14 protein-coding genes are annotated in these 16668 nt (G+C 73.1%); 5 read left to right on the plus strand and 9 right to left on the minus strand.

The window, feature by feature from the left end; all coding sequences use genetic code 11:
* Positions 1 to 138 precede the first annotated feature (138 nt).
* Positions 139 to 1089 (plus strand): GlxA family transcriptional regulator, encoded by a 951-nt coding sequence (locus IE182_RS10445; protein WP_190109414.1) that lies wholly within the window; start codon positions 139 to 141, stop codon positions 1087 to 1089.
* Positions 1090 to 1101: 12 nt separating this feature from the next.
* On the opposite strand, the gene IE182_RS10450 is transcribed toward IE182_RS10445, so the two are convergent.
* From IE182_RS10450 to IE182_RS10475, 6 genes are all read right to left on the minus strand, one after another.
* Entirely contained in the window at positions 1102 to 1653 is a 552-nt protein-coding gene (locus IE182_RS10450) for an LppP/LprE family lipoprotein (protein ID WP_190109415.1), read from the minus strand.
* A complete protein-coding gene (locus IE182_RS10455) occupies positions 1638 to 5861 on the minus strand; it encodes an nSTAND1 domain-containing NTPase (protein ID WP_190109416.1) in 4224 nt (1407 codons plus the stop codon). The genes IE182_RS10450 and IE182_RS10455 overlap by 16 nt, the downstream gene beginning before the upstream one ends.
* Positions 5862 to 5905: 44 nt before the next feature.
* The gene (locus tag IE182_RS10460; protein ID WP_190109417.1) at positions 5906 to 6286 is read right to left on the minus strand and encodes a CU044_2847 family protein; all 381 of its coding nucleotides are present in this window, start codon (positions 6284 to 6286) and stop codon (positions 5906 to 5908) included.
* Between the two features lie 149 nt (positions 6287 to 6435).
* Positions 6436 to 7887, minus strand: coding sequence for an extracellular solute-binding protein (locus IE182_RS10465; RefSeq protein ID WP_190109418.1), 1452 nt, complete (start codon positions 7885 to 7887; stop codon positions 6436 to 6438).
* An 18-nt stretch (positions 7888 to 7905) separates the two neighbouring features.
* Positions 7906 to 10515, minus strand: a complete 2610-nt coding sequence (locus IE182_RS10470; RefSeq protein WP_190109419.1) for a vWA domain-containing protein — start codon at positions 10513 to 10515, stop codon at positions 7906 to 7908.
* A 4-nt stretch (positions 10516 to 10519) separates the two neighbouring features.
* Positions 10520 to 10864 (minus strand): effector-associated constant component EACC1, encoded by a 345-nt coding sequence (locus IE182_RS10475; protein ID WP_190109420.1) that lies wholly within the window; start codon positions 10862 to 10864, stop codon positions 10520 to 10522.
* Positions 10865 to 11052: 188 nt separating this feature from the next.
* Between IE182_RS10475 and IE182_RS10480 the strand changes: the two genes are divergently transcribed.
* Positions 11053 to 12039, plus strand: a complete 987-nt coding sequence (locus IE182_RS10480; RefSeq protein WP_229844715.1) for a glycoside hydrolase family 43 protein — start codon at positions 11053 to 11055, stop codon at positions 12037 to 12039.
* Positions 12040 to 12052: 13 nt separating this feature from the next.
* Here IE182_RS10480 and IE182_RS10485 read toward each other — a convergent pair whose 3' ends face one another.
* Positions 12053 to 12922, minus strand: coding sequence for an RICIN domain-containing protein (locus tag IE182_RS10485; protein ID WP_190109421.1), 870 nt, complete (start codon positions 12920 to 12922; stop codon positions 12053 to 12055).
* A gap of 340 nt (positions 12923 to 13262) precedes the next feature.
* Between IE182_RS10485 and IE182_RS10490 the strand changes: the two genes are divergently transcribed.
* The 3 genes from IE182_RS10490 to IE182_RS10500 all read left to right on the plus strand — a co-directional run bounded on the left by IE182_RS10490 (position 13263) and on the right by IE182_RS10500 (position 15462).
* Complete coding sequence (locus tag IE182_RS10490; protein ID WP_190109422.1) at positions 13263 to 13895, plus strand: hypothetical protein; 633 nt, start codon at positions 13263 to 13265, stop codon at positions 13893 to 13895.
* Positions 13896 to 14060: 165 nt separating this feature from the next.
* Positions 14061 to 14939: a hypothetical protein gene (locus IE182_RS10495; protein WP_190109423.1), complete on the plus strand. Its 879-nt coding sequence runs from the start codon at positions 14061 to 14063 to the stop codon at positions 14937 to 14939.
* A gap of 91 nt (positions 14940 to 15030) precedes the next feature.
* Positions 15031 to 15462, plus strand: coding sequence for a hypothetical protein (locus tag IE182_RS10500; protein WP_190109424.1), 432 nt, complete (start codon positions 15031 to 15033; stop codon positions 15460 to 15462).
* An 82-nt stretch (positions 15463 to 15544) separates the two neighbouring features.
* On the opposite strand, the gene IE182_RS10505 is transcribed toward IE182_RS10500, so the two are convergent.
* Together IE182_RS10505 and IE182_RS10510 are read right to left on the minus strand one after the other, a co-directional pair.
* Positions 15545 to 15772: a hypothetical protein gene (locus tag IE182_RS10505; RefSeq protein ID WP_190109425.1), complete on the minus strand. Its 228-nt coding sequence runs from the start codon at positions 15770 to 15772 to the stop codon at positions 15545 to 15547.
* Positions 15773 to 15878: 106 nt separating this feature from the next.
* The gene (locus IE182_RS10510; RefSeq protein WP_190109426.1) at positions 15879 to 16646 is read right to left on the minus strand and encodes a nucleotidyltransferase domain-containing protein; all 768 of its coding nucleotides are present in this window, start codon (positions 16644 to 16646) and stop codon (positions 15879 to 15881) included.
* Positions 16647 to 16668 lie beyond the last annotated feature (22 nt).

A 16668-nucleotide genomic window follows, 5' to 3' on the forward strand; every position in this document is an offset into this window, starting at 1 on the left:
GCCCCAGTAGTGGCTGAAATGCCAGATGCCAACGGATTCTGGCCAGACAGGCCCGGATGGGCTGTGACCAGCACATAGGGAGGGCCGGAGGGCGATACGCCGCGCGACGGGTTCGCGGCGGCCCTCTAGGGTTGAGCCATGCACACCGTGGCCGTTCTCGCCCTGGACGGGGTCATCCCCTTCGACCTGTCCACTCCGGTCGAGGCGTTCGGACGCACCAGGCTGCCCGACGGACGCCCCGCCTACCGGGTCCGGGTCTGCGCCCCCGCCGAGGACGTCGACGCCGGGGCGTTCACGCTGCGCGCTCCCTGGTCGCTGGACGCGCTGGCGGAGGCGGACACCATCGTCCTTCCCGGCGTCAGTGACCTCGACGTTCCCGTACCGGACGACGCCCTCGACGCCCTGCGGGACGCCGCCGCACGGGGCACCCGGCTCGCTTCGATCTGCTCGGGCGCCTTCGTCCTGGCCGCCACCGGACTTCTGGACGGCCACCGGGCCACGACCCACTGGGCGGCCGCCGCACTGCTCGCCGCGCGCCATCCCGCCGTCGACGTCGACCCCGACGTGCTCTACGTGGACAACGGGCAACTGCTCACCTCGGCCGGAGCCGCCGCGGGGCTCGACCTGTGCCTGCACATGATCCGACGCGACCTGGGCTCGGCCGTGGCCGCCGACACGGCCCGCCAGGCCGTCATGCCGCTGGAACGGGAGGGCGGCCAGGCCCAGTTCATCGTCCACGACCACCCGCCCGCGCCCCGCGGCTCGGTGATGGAACCCCTGCTCCGGTGGATCGAGGACAACACCCGCCGGGACCTCACCCTCGACGACCTCGCCGCGCAGGCCGGCATGAGCGTGCGCACGCTGAACCGGCGTTTCCGGGAGCAGACCGGCACCTCCCCGCTCCAGTGGCTGCACCGCGCCAGGATCCGTCAGGCCCAGTACTTGCTGGAGACCACCGGCCACCCCGTCGACCGGATCGCCGCGCAGGTCGGCTTCGGCTCCCCCACCGCCTTCCGCGACCGGTTCAAACGCCTCGTCGGCACCAGCCCGCACGCCTACCGGCGCGCCTTCCGCAGCGTGCCGGGATGACCGGCTGGCGCTCTACGGCGACGGTTCCTCGTAGTTGGGATTGGCCGGCAGCGGGGGTGAGAACGTCACCTTCCGGCCCGTCCACCGCGCCCGGTACTCCCGCGTGCCGCCCGACGCGCAGCACATGGGGTCCCCCGGCTTGAAGTGCGGGTACGAGATCGTGACCGTCGTCCCGTCCTGGGACACGACGCTGGAACTGCCGGTGCCGTGCGCGTCGTAGCCCACGTAGTCGTTGCCGTGGAAGAAGAGCACGATGACGCAGTGGCCGTCGACGCTGCCCGTGCAATGGCTGTGGATCGCCCGGAAAGGGCCGCGGAGCTTCCTCAGGACGCCGGGTTCGTCGTCGGCGGTGAACCCCAGCCGCTTGATGCGCAGCAGCACGGCGTCCACGTCGAAGGGTGCGGCCGTGCCGGACGACGGCGGCTGACCGGCCGACGGGTTCCACAGGGAACGGGACCCGGTGGGGCGGGGACGGCTGGCGGTGCCGTTCACCGCCGTGCACGAGGCCGTCAGCAGGAGGCAGGCGCCGAGGGCGGCGAGCCGGGCCGCTAGCCGCGCTCGCATGCCGTCACCCCGAGCACGTAGCGTTCCAGCGTTCCGTAGTGCACCGTTCCCATGTCGCTGCGAGAGATGTCGCGCGTGACCCGCGAGCACAGGCTCGCGGCCCAGGCGTCGGGGGACGCCGGTCCGAGGAGAAATCTCACGTCCATGTCCTTGCCGGTGGTCAGGAGCATCCGTTCGCCGTCGGGTGACGGCACGACGGCCCGCACATGAGCGGCCGCCGGTGTGCGGGTCCGTGCGATCAGGCCCTCCGGCCCCCACACCTCGAAGGCGTCGGGCCGCATGCTGACGACGCGTTCGGAGTGGGCGAGGAAGGCCGTGTAGCGGGCCGGGGCGGCGGGGACGGCGATCAGCCGGCGGCCGGTTTCCGCGTCCCTGATCTCCGTCTCCCCGTCCTGGCCGACCAGCATGAGGCGCTTGCCGTCCGGGCTGTACCGCACGGCCCGGTGCCAGTCGAGCAGCTGTGCCGTGAAGTCGGGCACGAGCACCGCGATGCGGCGCCGGGCCCGGAGGTCCCACACCTCGGCTCCGCGGCGGTCGGGGGTCGTCAGGGCGGCCCGTCCGGACTGCGGGTCCACCGCCATGGCGGTGGAGTAGCGGCGCTGGTCGACGGCCGCGTTGTCCGTGAAGAGCAGCGGTTGCCCGGTCCGCCGTCCGGTCGTGGTGTCCCATTGGGAGACGGCGCCGCCCGCCAGGACGGTCAAGAGGCCGCGCGGGCCGAAGCCCAGTCCGGCGACGTACGCGGCGTCGGGCGGGGTCCCGTCGGCCACGTCGACGCGGAGCCGGCGGAGCACGTGGAGGTCCGGCAGGCTGTAGAGCGTCACCGTCGGGTCCGTCAGGTCGCTCACGGCGAGGGTCTTCTCCGCCGGGTCGAAGACCGCGTGGGCCGGGATGCCGCCGTCCCGCGTGGCGTTCTCGGCGATGCGGCGTCCCGTGGCCGGGTCCCAGAGCGTGACCGGGTTTCCCTGGGCCACGGTCACCAGGTAGCGGCCCGAGGGGGAGAACTGTGCCGCCTCCGCGTCGCCGTACCGGTCGGCCGGGGGCGCGTTGATGGTCCAGTCGGCGGCGCCCAGCGCATCGGGCGTGGGGGCGGACACGGCCAGGACCTCCGTGCCACGGGCGAAGACGACCCTCCGGCCTCCGTTGGCCAGGGAGTACCTGGTGTACCGGCCGCGCGGGGCGTCGCCGCCGGTGAATGCACCGAGCTGCTGACCGCCGCGCGCGTCGTAGACCGTCACCGTGTCCCTCCGGTACGCCACGACGACACGGTCCGACACGGCGAGCGGCTCGTCTCCGATGCCGCAGGGGATGGTCCGGGCGATGCGCGCGTCGGTGCTGCCGGCGGCCGGGTCGGTGACGTGCCACCGGTCGCCGATGCACTCGGCCACGACGGGGCGGGGCCCGGAGACGGACCACTCCACCGGGGCGTCCCCGCCGTAGTCCGGCTCCTTCCTCGGTACGCGACGGCCGCTGCGCGCGTTCCACACCAGGACGCCGGTGGGGTGCTGCGCCACGACGTGGTCCCCGCTCGCGTCGAAGGCGAAACTCCGCGCCCCGCCCTCGATCCCGGTGGGCGCCTGCAGGGCGACCGCCGGGACCGTGGGCCGGTCGAGGTCCCACACCTGTGCCGTGGTCTGTTCGGGAGGGTGCGAGAGGAGGCGGTGTCCCGTGCGGTCGAAGGCCAGCTCGTCGACGCCCGCATCCCTGCCGGCGGTGCTGGGGGCACCCTGGAGCGTCAGCACGACCTTGCGGCTGCGCGTGTCCCACAGGCTGATGCGGTTCCCGTCGCCGCCGAGGGCCAGCCGCGTGCCGTCGGGGCTGACCGCCACGGCCGAGACGTGCTCCCTCTGCGCCAGGGACGAGATCCCGCCCCCCGACGCCGGCACGCGCCAGACCGTCAGCCTGCCGGAGTCGGTCCGTACGGCGATCACCTGCCCCGAGTCGTCCAGTGCCGTGGCCGCGACGGTCCCCTGCGCGGGCAGCACGGCGTCGTAGCGGGCGTCGGCCAGGTAGCGGTCGAAGAGGTTGTCCCGGGCCTGCTGGGTGGAAGCGGTCCGCCACGCCGCCACGGACAGCAGGGCCGAGGGTTCGAGGCGGGACGCGGCCTGGCGTTGGGCCTCCTGCACGAGCCCGCTCGCCAGCTCCGCCGCCCTGTTGTCGCGTACGGTCGCGAGGCTGGCACCGGCGAGGACCGCCATCGCCGTGACGACGGCCGTCGCCGCGAGGGCCCCGTGGAAGCGCCGGCGCCGCCGCCGTTCCGTGCTCGCCCGGATGTACGCGCGCTCGCCCTCGGGGATGTCGTCCTGCCGGTCGTCGCGCAGGCGCTTCTCCGCCTCGCGCAGCTCCGGGCCGCGCATGAGCAGGGCCCGGTCGTGATCGCTCAGTTCCCAGCGGCTGATCCGCGCGCGAAGGTGCTCCTGCCAGATGCGGAAGTCCCGGTCCGCGTCGACCCAGGAGCGCAGCGTGGGCCAGTGTTCCAGCAGCGCTTCGTGGGCGAGCGAGACCGTCTCCACGCCGTCGGAGGACCGGTCGAGGTGGACGAGACGCTGCACGGCCAGGTACTGGGCCGCTTCCCAGCACGTGGGGTGCAGTTCGGGGCGGCGTGCCGTGCGTCCGGTGTCGACGGGGTGGTCGGCGGCACCGTCGCCCGGCCGGACGAGCTGGACGAACAGCCGGCGCACTCCGTCCTGCAGGTCTCCCAGCCGTTCCTTGACGGCCCGTTCCGCATGCGTCGCGAGGGCGCCCGCGACGCGGCCGGTGTCCTCGTAGGCCGCGTGCGTGAGCACTCCCTGGAGCTGGCGCTCCCACAGGAGGGTGAGGGCGAATTCGAGGAGGGGCAGGGCCCCGGGGCTCCTCCCGGCATCGTCCAGCAGGCGTTCCGCCAGCCGCTCCTCGAACCGCACGGCACCGTGGAAGGAGTCCACCGGCGAGAGCACCACGTCGCGGAGCTGCTCGCTGGACAGCTTGTTGACGAAGAACGCCGAGGTCTCGCAGGCACGGTCGAGCACCGGGAAGCGGCGCAGGGACGTGAGGAAGTCCAGCCGCAGCGTGAAGACCAGGCGTACGAGCGGGCCGCCGTCCACGGTCCGCCACTCGGTCATGCGGACGACGTGGTCGACCAGTGCGTCGGCGGCGTCCGGCGGGCAGCGGAAGAGCGCTTCGAACTGGTCGACGAGGAGGAGGAGTTGGGACGTTCCGGAGCGGCTGAGGGCCTCCTTGACGACGGGAGCGGCCGCTCCGTCCCGTAACCGGTGCGCCAGCCGGTCCAGTCGTTCCGTGACGTCGGCACTGTCCTGCTCGGGCAGGGCGTCGAGCAGGGGCAGGAGGGCGGAGGCGAGCATGTACTCCGCCCGCACGGCCGGTTCGGGGACCAGGGTCGCCACGCTGTAGTCGCCGCGCCGCCGCAGCTCCGGGAAGAGGCCGGCCTGGACGAGCGAGGACTTGCCGACTCCGGACGCCCCGATGACGGGGACGACGACGGACGTGGTCACCGTCTCGGTCAGTTCCTTGATCTGGGTGGAGCGCCCGAAGTAGTGCGCGGCGTCCTGTTCCCGGAAGGGCATGAGCCCCCGGAACGGCGACGGCAGGGTCGCGTAGCGGCGCAGCTCGGGATGGGCGTCGATCAGCACGTCGGCCGTGATGGCGTACGCCGCCCGGCCCTGGAAGCGCCGGTCGGTGGCGACGACCATGCCGACCACGCCCTTGAGGTGGTCGTCCCACAGCGGGGCGCCGCTGAATCCCTGGACGATCTCGCAGGCCCCGGTGCTCTCGATCTGCACCCAGCCGCGGCCGCGCTCGTCGACGATCCTTCCGGACGACCAGACGCCGCCGTCGTCGCCGCCAGGGGGAAAGCCGAAGGCGGTGAAGGGGTGGTCCCGCACCGTGTCCACGTCCAGCAGCAGGACCGGCTCTGCTCCGGGCGGCGGGTCCTCGGCGAGGGAGAGCACGGCGATGTCACCCGTGCCGTCGTCGGCGACGGGTACGTGCCGGACCAGTGTCGCGGTCTGCCGGCGGGCCGCCCCCACGAGCGGGAAGTCCAGCTGGACGGTCAGCCCGGGGGGCAGGGGCACCGAATCGGGCTCCCCCACGACGGCCGAGATGACGTGTCCGCAGGTCAGGACCGTCCGGGGGGCGGCCAGGAAGCCGGCCCCCTCCGGGGCGCCGGGCGACCAGAGCCGGGCGACGCCGGGGTTCGGCGCGGGTCCGGGCATGGAGCGGCTTTCCTTCTTCTCGCTGTTCGTTCGCGTCGCTGCGGTCAGCCGACCGCGGTCGCAGCGCCGTTGGCGGTGACGGCCCGGGTGAGCGGCAGCGCGTCGGGGCGCTGCTCGTCCCATTCCAGGGTGAGCGTCAGGGAGGCTTCGCCGGCGGTCTTGGCGAGGAAGACGCCGGTCTCCGCCGAGAGCTTCAGGCCCAGTTCGAGGATGACCTTGTTGGGCCGGCGGGGTAGGTCGGCGAGCCTGCCGACGACGGCGTGGGCTGCGTCCCGCACGCTGTCCAGCCCGCGTTCCAGGGTTTCCGTGGCGTGCGGCACGGGTCCTGCACCGCGCGCGACCCGCACGACCGCCTGGGGGTCGTCGTCGACCTCGACCAGGACGGCCCCGCCGCTTTCGAGCGGCACTCTCAATAAGTTGGGCATCGGCTGCTCCCCCTCCTGCTGCGCCGCTGATGCGGAACGTGCGGGCACAGTAGCGAGCGGCGGCGTGCCGCGGTCGGGGTTCGCGGAAGCTGTACCCGTCGGTGTGGTCTTTTCTTCACACTGGGGCGGCCGGGTGCGGAAGCGCTGTCTCAGCCGCTCGGCAGGACCTTGCGGAGTGCCGCGTCCAGTTCCTTCGCGGCGTCTTCGTCGGACGCCGACCGGGCCTTCGCCGAGGTGTGCAGCCTGCTCAGTTCCCTGGTGAAGGCGTGGGTGAACGCCCCGTAGAGCGGTGTGCGCGGGCGCAGGGCCGCCGCTTCCAGGGCCGGCAGGAGCGTGTCGCGGGCGTACAGGGGGCGCCGGAACGCGTCGCGCGGCATCTCGCCGCCGCCTCCCTCGGACGGCGCCGATGCGCTGGGCGCCGCACGGTGGTCGTCGCAGGAGGTGCCGGAGTCCGTGTAGGCGGACTTGCGGGTCGCCGCGAAGCCGGCGTCGAGCAGGCAGCGTTCGCTGGTCCTGTCGGTGAGGAACGCGACGAGTTCCCGGGCCTTCTTCACCCGTGCCGCGGGCATGGCGGGGTTGGCGGCCACGGCGAGGTTCTGGCCGCCCAGTGCGGCCGCGCCGGGCAGGGGGACGACGCCGAGTCTGTCGTTGCCCAGGGCTGCGTGGAGGGTCCGGTAGGCGTAGGGCCAGTGGCGCAGGAAGGCCGTCCGGCCCTCAGCGAAGTCCTTGAGGGTGCCGGCCTCGTCCGATTCGAAGGCGTCGTCGAGCGTGTGCGGGCTCTCGGTCCGCCGCCGGAATTCCGCGACGCCCTTGGTCAGCTGCTGCGGCGAGGCGGAGTAGTCGCCGTCCTCGTCGGTGAGCCGTGCACCGGCGGAGGCGAAGGCTTCGGTGCCGTTGACGGTGAGCCCTTCGTAGGCGCCGAGCTGGCTCGTCCAGGCGCTCCGGTAGTTCTTCGACTTGTCGCTCTTGTCGGCCCGCGCCCATGCGTCCACCGCGTCCATGAGCGGGGCCACGTCGTCCCACGTCGTGTGTTTGCCCGCGAGCGCGGCGAGTTTCTTCCCGTCGATCCCCGCGCCGTCGACGAGGTAGTCGCGTCGGTAGTACAGCAGGCCGACGTCGCTGTTGTAGGGCGCGGAATAGACCTTGCCCTTCCAGCGGGCGGTGGCGGCCACCTCGGTGAGGACGTCTCCGTCGTCGGCGTAGTTCCTGGGCAGTTCCCGGACGAGGCCGGCCGCGGCGAACTCCGGGACCCAGGTGACGTCGAGGTTCACGACGTCGTAGCCGGCGCTGCCGGACTGCAGCGCCGCCAGGAGCTGGCTCCGCTGCAGGTCCGCGGAGCCGGGCAGGATGACGGCACGGGCGCGGTAGGGCGAATTATCCTTCTCCTGCAGTTCGTTCCACGCGTCGACCAGGCGTTTGCGGATGCCGTTCTTGCCGGTGACGTCCACGCCGGTGGCGATGACGAGCTGTGTCCCGGTCAGCGGGGGCGCCGACGCCTTTGCGGCGTGCCCGGCCGGCGCGTCCTCCCCGGAGCAGGCGGTGGCGGCCAGCACCAGCGCCGCACACCAGGCGAGCGGCCGGACGATCCTCGGGTGTTTCATTCTGCTGCCCCCGTCGAGCTATTGGTGGCCCTGCGCGACCTGGGAGATCTCGGCGCCGAGATTCCTGGCCAGGTCGCCCCGGGCGTCCAGGCACGTGCCGCCGCTCGCTTCGGCCACACGCAGGTCCAACCGGTCCTTCAGACAGCCGCCGGAGTCGAACGAGACCATCACCACCGGCACTTTCCGCTCGCGCACGAACGTCACGAGTTCGTTCTGCTGGGCCGCGGTCATGCGGTCGTTGTCCTCGTCGTCGGTGAGGACGACGACGAGCTGCGGGTGCCCGTCGTCCTCACCGCCCCGGGGCATCTGGTCGAGGGCCGCCTTCAGGGCACCGCCGATGTCGGCCTCCATGGACAGCTCCGGCACGGCGTCGTCCACCTTCTTCCCCGCCTCGGCGGCCTTGTCCTGCTCGCCCTTCCCGGCCGTCCTCGACCACGAGCCGTGGGTACCGAACGCGAGCAGTTCGCGGTACGGGGTGCCGGTCCCCTGGGAGGCGACGCTCCACACGCCGAAGATGTCGTCGGAGCCGAAACGGCCGAACGACTGTTTGAGGATCTCCCGCGCGCTGTTCGCCCCGTCCCACCACCGGCTCATGGACCCGGAGCCGTCCAGGAGGAAGCGGACCCGGCTCGCGGCGTTGGCCTGCCGGTACTTCTCCAGCGTGTCCGCGGCCTCGTCCGCGGACAGGGGGCGGGGCATCGGGCCGGGGCTCGTCAGCAGGCCGGGCGACGGTGACGGGAAGGGGGCCTGCGGCGCGGCGCGGAAGGCCGCGTCCCGGAAGGTCTTCCGGCCGTCCTCCGAGGCCAGCCAGTCCCTGAACCGCTGAACGGCCCGGCCGCGCTCCTCCTCGTCCAGACGGGCGTCGTTCCAGCGGACGTGGACGAAGACCGGGGCGAGTCCGGGCACGTCGTCGGGGTACTCGGCCACCCGCGTCACCCCGGTCTCGCCGGCGCAACTCCGGTACTGGCCGAGGGTGGGCTCCGCCACCAGGACCGCGGTGCGCCGGTCCACCTCCCGGGCCTCGGCGGAGGTGCCCTTGGCCAGCCCGCACACGAGGTCCTTGCCCGTCGGCGCGGGCCGCCCCTGGCGCCGCTGCCCGAGCTCGACCTGGCGCGGCGCGTCCGTCCCGTACAGGCCGCGGGTCGCGGCGAGCCCGGCATCGGTGTGCCGGGGGTCGGCCCGCCGGACCTCCGCCTGCGCGCCCTTGGCCTTCATCGCGGTCATCAGGTCGGCGAGCTTGCGGCCCGTGCGGCCGCCCTCGGTCTCGGCGAGCTGTTCGGGCAGCAGCAGGACCATGGGGGCGTTGGCCAGCGGTCGTTTGTCGTCGAAGTCCAAGGTGAGCACCGACGCCTGACTGCCGGCCTCGTCCTGGGCCCTCCGCGCGCTCGCCGCGGACGCCGGTATCCATACGTCCGGCTGCGGCCCGACCGTACCCACCGGGTTGAACCCCGACCGGCCGACGTGGGCCCACTCCCCGTACTGGGTGCGGAACGCCTCCACCGTCTCGGCGGCGCCGGCGCTGTAGACGGTGATGCCGGTGCGGCGGCAGCGGTCCCCGTCCCTGTTCGCGTCGGAGGCGACGAAGCCGTCCACGGCCCTGCGCATGACCGGCATCAGGTCGGGGTCGGTGAGCACCCGCAGTTCGAGCGGCGGGTGCCCGGCGCACGAGGCGGCGGGACCGTCACCGCCCGCACCCCGGGAGACCGCCCACCAGAGGGTGGCGGAGAGGGTGGCCGCCACTGCCAGCAGCACCGTGACGACCAGCCGGAGGCGGCCGGGGCGCGGGCCGGGGCCGCTGCTGCCCTCGTCGCCCGACCGGCCGGCCTCGCCGTTCGTCCCGGCGGCCGGGGCGGCACTGGGCGGGCGGGCCAGCACCTCGTTGTCCGCACCGTCCTGCCGGCACGCCTGGGGGCTCCACTCCCTGCCCCCCACCGTCCTGGCGGCCCTCAGGCCGTGCGCCAGCCGCTTGTGCAGACCGCCCAGGGTCACGACACCGTCGGATGCGCCGGCGCCCTGCCCGAGGTGCCGCAACAGCTGCGCGGTGTACGGAGTCGGCGTGCCGGCGCCCCCCGCATCGATCCGCTGGTTCTTCTGCACCGCCAGCAGCAGGGAGATGCGCTTCTGGTCCAACTCGTCCAGTTCCTCCCAGGCGGCGGAGGCGTTGCCCGCATAGCAGCAGTCGAGGATCACGACGGTGTGGCGGGGCCTGCTCTTGCCGGAGCACAGGCGGTTGAGCACGTCGTCCCAGCGGATCCAGCCCGGGAAGCCGGGGCCGTGCTCCACCTTGGCGTCGCGCAGACCCAGCAGCAGCCGGCCGTGTCCCCCCGTGCGCGTGTCGACGATGCCGTGCCCGGCGAAATAGACGAGCAGCAGGCCGTCCGTGTGGTCCCGCGCGTACCCCAGGCGATGCTCGAACTGCTCGACGCCGGGAGAGAAGAGCGACTCGATTCCGTCCTCGTCGAAGATCCCGCCGGTGCGCAGGACCTCCTGCAGCTCCACCAGGTTGTGCTGAACAGCAGCGATGTTTCCCAGGCCCGCGGCGAATTCCAGCGGCCTCTTACTGGCGTAGTGCGCCACGCCGACGAGCAGGGCGCGGTGGGTCTCCTCGTGCTGCGCGGGGCCGGCCATCGCGCTAGTCCTGCTCGTCGTCCTGCTCCGCCCGGAAGTCGGGAGGGTGGGGATCCCCGAGGGCGCGGCGGCTCGTCCGCCACTCCCTGATCGACTCCGACACGCGCCGCACGATCTCGGCAACGGTCGCGGCGCCGCCCCAGTCGACCACATGGAGCACGATGTCCATCTGAGGCCCCATCGGAACGCCGGCTTCCGTGCGCCCGGCACCCCGCTTCACCTGCACCCGGCCCTTCAGTTCCGGTTCGCCGTTGAGCCACGTCTCCAGGGACTTGACGTCCTTTTCCTGCACGTGCCCGGATGCGGAGATGCGCACGCTGTGCCGTAACCCGCCCTCTCCCTGCGCCATAACGTGACATGGTGCCACGGAGTGTGGCGTTCGAGGAGTGGTCCGAAAGCACATCCTTCCGCGGCCGTGCACAGGGGGGAACGCGCGTCCTCACCCGGTCCTGAAGCGTGACGCTTCCGCGAACGCGGCACGCCCGGTGCCCTGGTGCACCACACTCACGGGCACGACTCCCCCGTGGAAGGGAACCCGTGCCCCGTCACACCGCCACGCACCTGCCCGGACGCTTCCTGGCGCTCGTCGCCGCCGTCACCATGGCCGCCGTCTGCCTCGTCGCGGCTCCGGCCCCCGCCTCCGGGGCCGCCGCCGGCGGCCCCGCCCTCGACCGGGAGTTCGCCGATCCCGACATCGTGAAGGTGGGCCGCACGTACCACGCCTACGCGACCCACGACGACAGCAGGAACGTCCAGCATGCCACCTCGGCCGACCTGACCCACTGGACGGTCGTCGGGGCCGACGCGCTGCCCGCGCTCGGGGCGTGGGCGTCCCCGGACCGTTCCCGGGTGTGGGCTCCGGAGGTGTACGCCAACGGCAAGGGCTTCACCCTGCACTACACCGCGCGCGACCGGGCCAGCGGCAGGCAGTGCATCGGCGCCGCCCTGTCGGCGTCACCCGACGGGCCGTTCCGGCCGGCCGGAGACGGCCCGCTGATCTGCCCGGCCGCGGAGGGCGGTGCCATTGATGCCGCCTCGTACACGGAGAACGGCCGGCGGTACGTGCTGTGGAAGAACGACGGCAACTGCTGCGAAGCGGACACGTGGATCCACCTCCAGCCCGTGACCAGGGACGGCACCCGTACGACGGGCCAGGCCGTCCGGCTGATCAAACAGGACCTGCCGTGGGAGGGCACGCTCGTCGAGGCGCCCACGCTCGTCAAACGGGGCGGCCGCTACGTGCTGTTCTACTCGGCCAACTTCTACCGCAGCGACGACTACCGGACGGGCTACGCCGTGGCGAGCAGCCTCACCGGCCCCTACACCAAGGCCGCGACGCCGCTGATGACCACCGCCTCCTTCGGCGGCACGGTCCGCGGCCCCGGCGGCCAGGACGTGGTGACCGGCCCGGACGGCCACGACCGCATCGTCTTCCACGGCTGGCGCGACGGCTTCGCGTACCGCGCCCTGTACGTGGCCGGCCTCGACTTCACGAACGGCCGTCCGGTGGTGCGCGGCACCTAGCCCGTGCGTTCGGTCAGCCCCACTTCTGGTGGCGGTCGCGGTCGCAGGGCAGGGCTCGCAGTCCGGCGTCGGTGGCGTCGTCCAGGCACGCCCCCGTCGCCTTGTTCCTGAGTTCCACCGCGTCGTCGGGCCACTTGGTCACCGACCAGGACTGCGGCGGCGTGGCGGCCGTGGCGCAGGCAACGGCACGCAGCCCTGCGCCGGAGTGCTCCAGGCACGCTCCTGTGGCGTGGTTCCGCAGCTGCCGCGTGCCGTTCGGGAAGGCGTGGACCGTCCACCGCTGGTAGCTGAGCCCGTTGCACTCGTAGGTGCGCAGCTTCTTGTCCAGGCTGTCGTCCAGGCACGCGCCCGTGGCCCGGCTGACGAAGATGCGGGAGAGGTCGGCCGACCCCGCCTCGTGCTGCGGCGCGGCTCCCTTGCCGGCCGCCTGCGCGTACCGGGAACCCGGGGCGGCCGGCTGGGACGGCGGCAGGACGAACGAGGTGAGCACCGCACCGAGGACCGCCCCCGTGAGGGTTCCGGCCGTGGCGTACGCCCAGCGGCTGCGCAGGCCGGTGCGCAGCGTGCGGAGCCGGCGGCGTACAGCGGAGCCCGGTTGGCCGGACGGGCCGGCGTCCGCGGGTTGCCTGGCCTGGCTCCGGTCGGCCGCCTCCCACAGCCTCCGGTACTGCAGCGGATCGGCTCCCAGGGCCCGGCAGAGGTCCTCGACCGCGGCCCACTGCGGCACCGTGCTCCCGCAGAAGTAGCGCGACAGCGACGAGTCGCTGATCAGGATCTCTTCCTCCAAGGACCGCAGCGTGCGGCCGGAACGCCGCTGCAGCGCACGTAACGCGCTGCCCAGCCGCTGCGCCGGATCCCCTTCCGCCTTCTCACCGCCGGTCATGGCGGCTCCTTCCTCGCGCTGCCCGCAATGTGGTGCCCCAGTAGCCCGTCCCGCACCCGGGACGGGCACGTCCCAGCAGGTCAGAACCCTAGGGATCCCGACCTTGGTGAAGCAAACGGGACATTCTTGCGACGGGTGACGCACCGTCGCAGACTCTGATCACCCCGGCAACGCGGTGCGGACGGCAACGGTCGACCGGCCGCCGCTCCCATGCCGGCGGTATCCGGCGCGGGCAGCACGACGCCCCGCATTCCCACCGCACACACGGGTGATCGCCGTGCGCGGCGCCCTGCCGCCGCACACCAGTGCGGCACACCACTCCGACACACGGGAGAGAAACATGTCCACGTCCACGTCCACGACCACAACCCCGTCCACGGCCAGGCCCACGGCCAAGCGCTGGGGCATGGCGGCACTGACCGCCTTCCTCTGCGTGGGCTCCACCGCGCTGACGGCCCTCCCGGCACCCGCGGCACAGCCCGTCGCGTCGCCGGTCGCCGCACATGCCGCGGCCCCGCACCGCACGGCCGCGGCGGCGGCGCCCGCCATCAGCCGGGCCCAGGTGCTGGAACGGGCGAAGACCTGGCTGACCGCCAACAACAGCCGGCCCGTCCCGTACGGCCAGAACCTGTACTGGAAGGACGGCTACCGGCAGGACTGCTCCGGCTACGTCTCCATGGCCCTCCGCCTGAGGGCACCCGGCCCCAACACCGTCACGCTCAAGAAGAGCGCCTACACCCGCCCGATCGCCATGAAGGACCTCGCACCGGGCGATCTCGTCATCAAGGCCAACAGCGACAGCCCCGACTTCCGCCACGTCGTCATCTTCGACGGCTGGGCCGACGCCGCCCACACCGCGTACAAGTCCTACGAGCAGGCCGGCAACGTCGGCACGCGGTGGAAGCAGCACTCCTACGGCGTGAACGGCCGCGACGGCTACCACGCCTACCGGCCCGTCAACATCACCGGCTGACGCCGGGCTCCGACCGGTCCCGGTGCGCGGCGCGCCCTGCACGGAACGCCGCGCACCGGGGCCCGGGGCGCCGCCCCTCCCCCTCCACCATCGCCTCTTCCTGGGACAGACATGTCGTTCGTACCGCTCCGCCTCCGGAGTCCGGCCCTTCTGTGCGCTGTTGCCGTGGTCGTGTTCGTCATCGCGACGGCAGCCTGCTGGGGCAGATGGCCGGGCGACGGCACCGAGTCGCCGCGCACCGCCCATGCCCCGCGCCATGGCTCCACGGCTCGCATCGAGCGCCTCCTGCACGACGCGGAGCAGCTGCTCCTGCGCACGTGCATGCGCCGGGCGGGCTTCGACTACCGCCCCGTGCCCGACGAACCGGGCACGGGTGAGCGGGACTTCCCCTACGTACTGGACGACTCGGCCTGGGCGAGCCGGCACGGCTACGGTCGCGATCTGCAGCAGCGTCTGCGCGAACGGGCCCGGCGCGATCCCAACGGCGCGTACTTCCGGTCCCTGTCCGCACCGCGCAGGGCCCAGGCGCTCCTCGCCGCCAACGAGCCCGGCCCCCGTGGGGTGTCCGCCACCCTTCCCACCGGCGGCGCGGTGCAGCGCAGCGACCACGGATGCGTCTCGGACGGCCAGCGCAGGCTGTACGGCGACCTGCAGGCGTGGTTCCAGGCGTCGACCACCGTCCACGCCCTCGACGCGATGCGCAGGGCCCGGGTCGTGGCCGACCACCGCTATGCGCGTGACCTCGCCGTATGGGCGCAGTGCATGCGGAGCGCCGGCCATCCGTATGCGAGCCCCGGTCAGGCCCGGGCGGCCGCACTGTCCGGCACCGATCCCCTGCCGCGGGCGCGGGAGACCGCTCTCGCCCTGGCGGAAGTGCGGTGCGCCGTACGGTCCGGGCTTGCCGGGACGGCACGGGAGCTCGACGCCCGCCACGGCGCGGCACTGTGCCGGCAGTACCGCAGCACCATCGCCGAGAAGGCCCGCCTGCAGACGGAGGCGCTGCCACGAGCGCGCGCCGTCGTCAGCGGCTCGGGGCGGCCCTGAGACCTCCTCCCGCGCCGGCCGGACGGCCGGCGGCGGAAGGCGGACGTCGTGCCGCACCAGGCGGCACGGCCACAACAGAAAGGGAACAACCATGCGCAAGAACCTCCGTGCCCTCCTGGCCGGGCTGGCCGTCGCCACGGCGGCTGCGTGGGTACCGGCCGACGCCCGGGCCGCCGACGCGTCCCCCGCCCGGGCCGAGGCCGCCGCCCCCGACGGCTTCCTCTATGCCTGGGAGCACGCACACGCCAAAGGCGCCCACTGCCGCTGGAACAAGGAGAACGGCAACTGGACGGGCTGCCGCAACAAGATCTCGGACGTTTGGAACAACGGTTTTCCCGGCCGTCTGGAGGACGTCCGCCTCTTCTGGGGTCCGGGCATGACCGGCTCGTGGGTGTGCCTGCAGCAGGGGGAGTCGATCCCCGACCTGTACGACGCCGGCACCGTGTTCACCGCCCCGGGCAGTGGTCGGGGGCAGCTGGTCAACGACAACGTCTCGTCGCACGACTGGGTCGACGCCTGTTGACGACGCAGGCGCGTCCGGAGGGGCCGACAGCCCCTTGGGCTGTCGGCCCCGTCGGTGTCCTCGGACGTCCGGCGAACCGCTCTCAGTGAGGCGAGGACGAGCCGCCCCCGGCGCATGCCTTGGCCACGATGCCGTGGTACCGGCCGACCACCGGCGTGGTGCCGGCCGCCTTGTTGCACACCGTGGCTCCGGCGAGCCTCTGGAGGGGATCGAGGGCTTCGTCGAGGTCGCTGCGTTCTCCGGCGTGGGCCGGTGCGGCGACGCCGAGCAGGGCCGTGCCGAGCAGAGCCAGGGAGAGTGCCTTTCTCATGCCTGCCCCAACGACGGGGCGTGGGCGAAGGATGTGCTTCGCCGACCCGTTCGGCCGCATCCAGCCGCTTCCGGCCGGTTCAGCCCGTTCAGCCCGTTCAGCCCGCTCAGCCCTTCATGACCGCGCTCTCCAGCAACGTCGTCGTCGCGTCGAGGGCGGCGGTCAGCGCCTGCGGGTGGGGCCGGAGGCCGCCGAGGACGTCGTCGACGGCGCGCAGCCCGGCACGTTCGAGGAGCGTCTTCTCGTTGGTGACCCACTGGCCCCGCGCCGCCATGACCGCGTGGGCCGCCTGGCTGGCGGCGGTGGCGATCGCGCCCGCGCATTCGGCGAGGTGTCCGCGTGCGGCGTGGGCGGCACGCGCGTAGGCGAGCGTGAGCCGGGCGTCGCCCCACCAGCGTTCGGACGCCTGGCGCTTCAGGGGTTCGGGGTAGGCGGGGCGCGGCAGCGTGCCGTGCAGGACCTGGTTGACCGCCAGTTCGGCCAGAAGGAGGTAGCTCGGAATGCCCGCCAGGTGGAACATGAGCCTCTCGACGTGGAAGCGGCCCTCGGCCGCCTCGGCGAGCTGGTGTTCGACGTCGGCGAGGTCCCGGTAGTGCACGTCGACGTGCCGGCCGTCGACCTGCAGCCAGGCGCCGCCGTTGAACACCCCGCCGCCCCACGCGCCGATGCCGAAGACCTCGCCCGGCCACCCGAGGGCGCGCACGCTCCCGGGGGAGAAGGCTCCGCGGTAGTAGACGGCGAAGTCCCAGTCGCTGTCGGGCCCGTGCGTTCCGGTGGCGCGCGAACCGCCCAGCGCGACGGCTTCCACGTGCGGCAGCCCGGCCAGGTGCGACGTGACGTGGGCGAGGAACGATGCGTCGTCGGGTGCATGCATGGGGGTGAGCCTAGGCCGGGTC

Source organism: Streptomyces cinnamoneus (assembly GCF_014650495.1).
Lineage (GTDB): Bacteria > Actinomycetota > Actinomycetes > Streptomycetales > Streptomycetaceae > Streptomyces > Streptomyces cinnamoneus.

Coding starts and splice junctions, on each gene's coding strand:
- IE182_RS10445 (WP_190109414.1), top strand. CDS start 139: ATGCACACCGTGGCCGTTCTCGCCCTGGACGGGGTCATCCCCTTCGAC.
- IE182_RS10450 (WP_190109415.1), bottom strand. CDS start 1,653: ATGCGAGCGCGGCTAGCGGCCCGGCTCGCCGCCCTCGGCGCCTGCCTC.
- IE182_RS10455 (WP_190109416.1), bottom strand. CDS start 5,861: ATGCCCGGACCCGCGCCGAACCCCGGCGTCGCCCGGCTCTGGTCGCCC.
- IE182_RS10460 (WP_190109417.1), bottom strand. CDS start 6,286: ATGCCCAACTTATTGAGAGTGCCGCTCGAAAGCGGCGGGGCCGTCCTG.
- IE182_RS10465 (WP_190109418.1), bottom strand. CDS start 7,887: ATGAAACACCCGAGGATCGTCCGGCCGCTCGCCTGGTGTGCGGCGCTG.
- IE182_RS10470 (WP_190109419.1), bottom strand. CDS start 10,515: ATGGCCGGCCCCGCGCAGCACGAGGAGACCCACCGCGCCCTGCTCGTC.
- IE182_RS10475 (WP_190109420.1), bottom strand. CDS start 10,864: ATGGCGCAGGGAGAGGGCGGGTTACGGCACAGCGTGCGCATCTCCGCA.
- IE182_RS10485 (WP_190109421.1), bottom strand. CDS start 12,922: ATGACCGGCGGTGAGAAGGCGGAAGGGGATCCGGCGCAGCGGCTGGGC.
- IE182_RS10490 (WP_190109422.1), top strand. CDS start 13,263: ATGTCCACGTCCACGTCCACGACCACAACCCCGTCCACGGCCAGGCCC.
- IE182_RS10500 (WP_190109424.1), top strand. CDS start 15,031: ATGCGCAAGAACCTCCGTGCCCTCCTGGCCGGGCTGGCCGTCGCCACG.
- IE182_RS10505 (WP_190109425.1), bottom strand. CDS start 15,772: ATGAGAAAGGCACTCTCCCTGGCTCTGCTCGGCACGGCCCTGCTCGGC.
- IE182_RS10510 (WP_190109426.1), bottom strand. CDS start 16,646: ATGCATGCACCCGACGACGCATCGTTCCTCGCCCACGTCACGTCGCAC.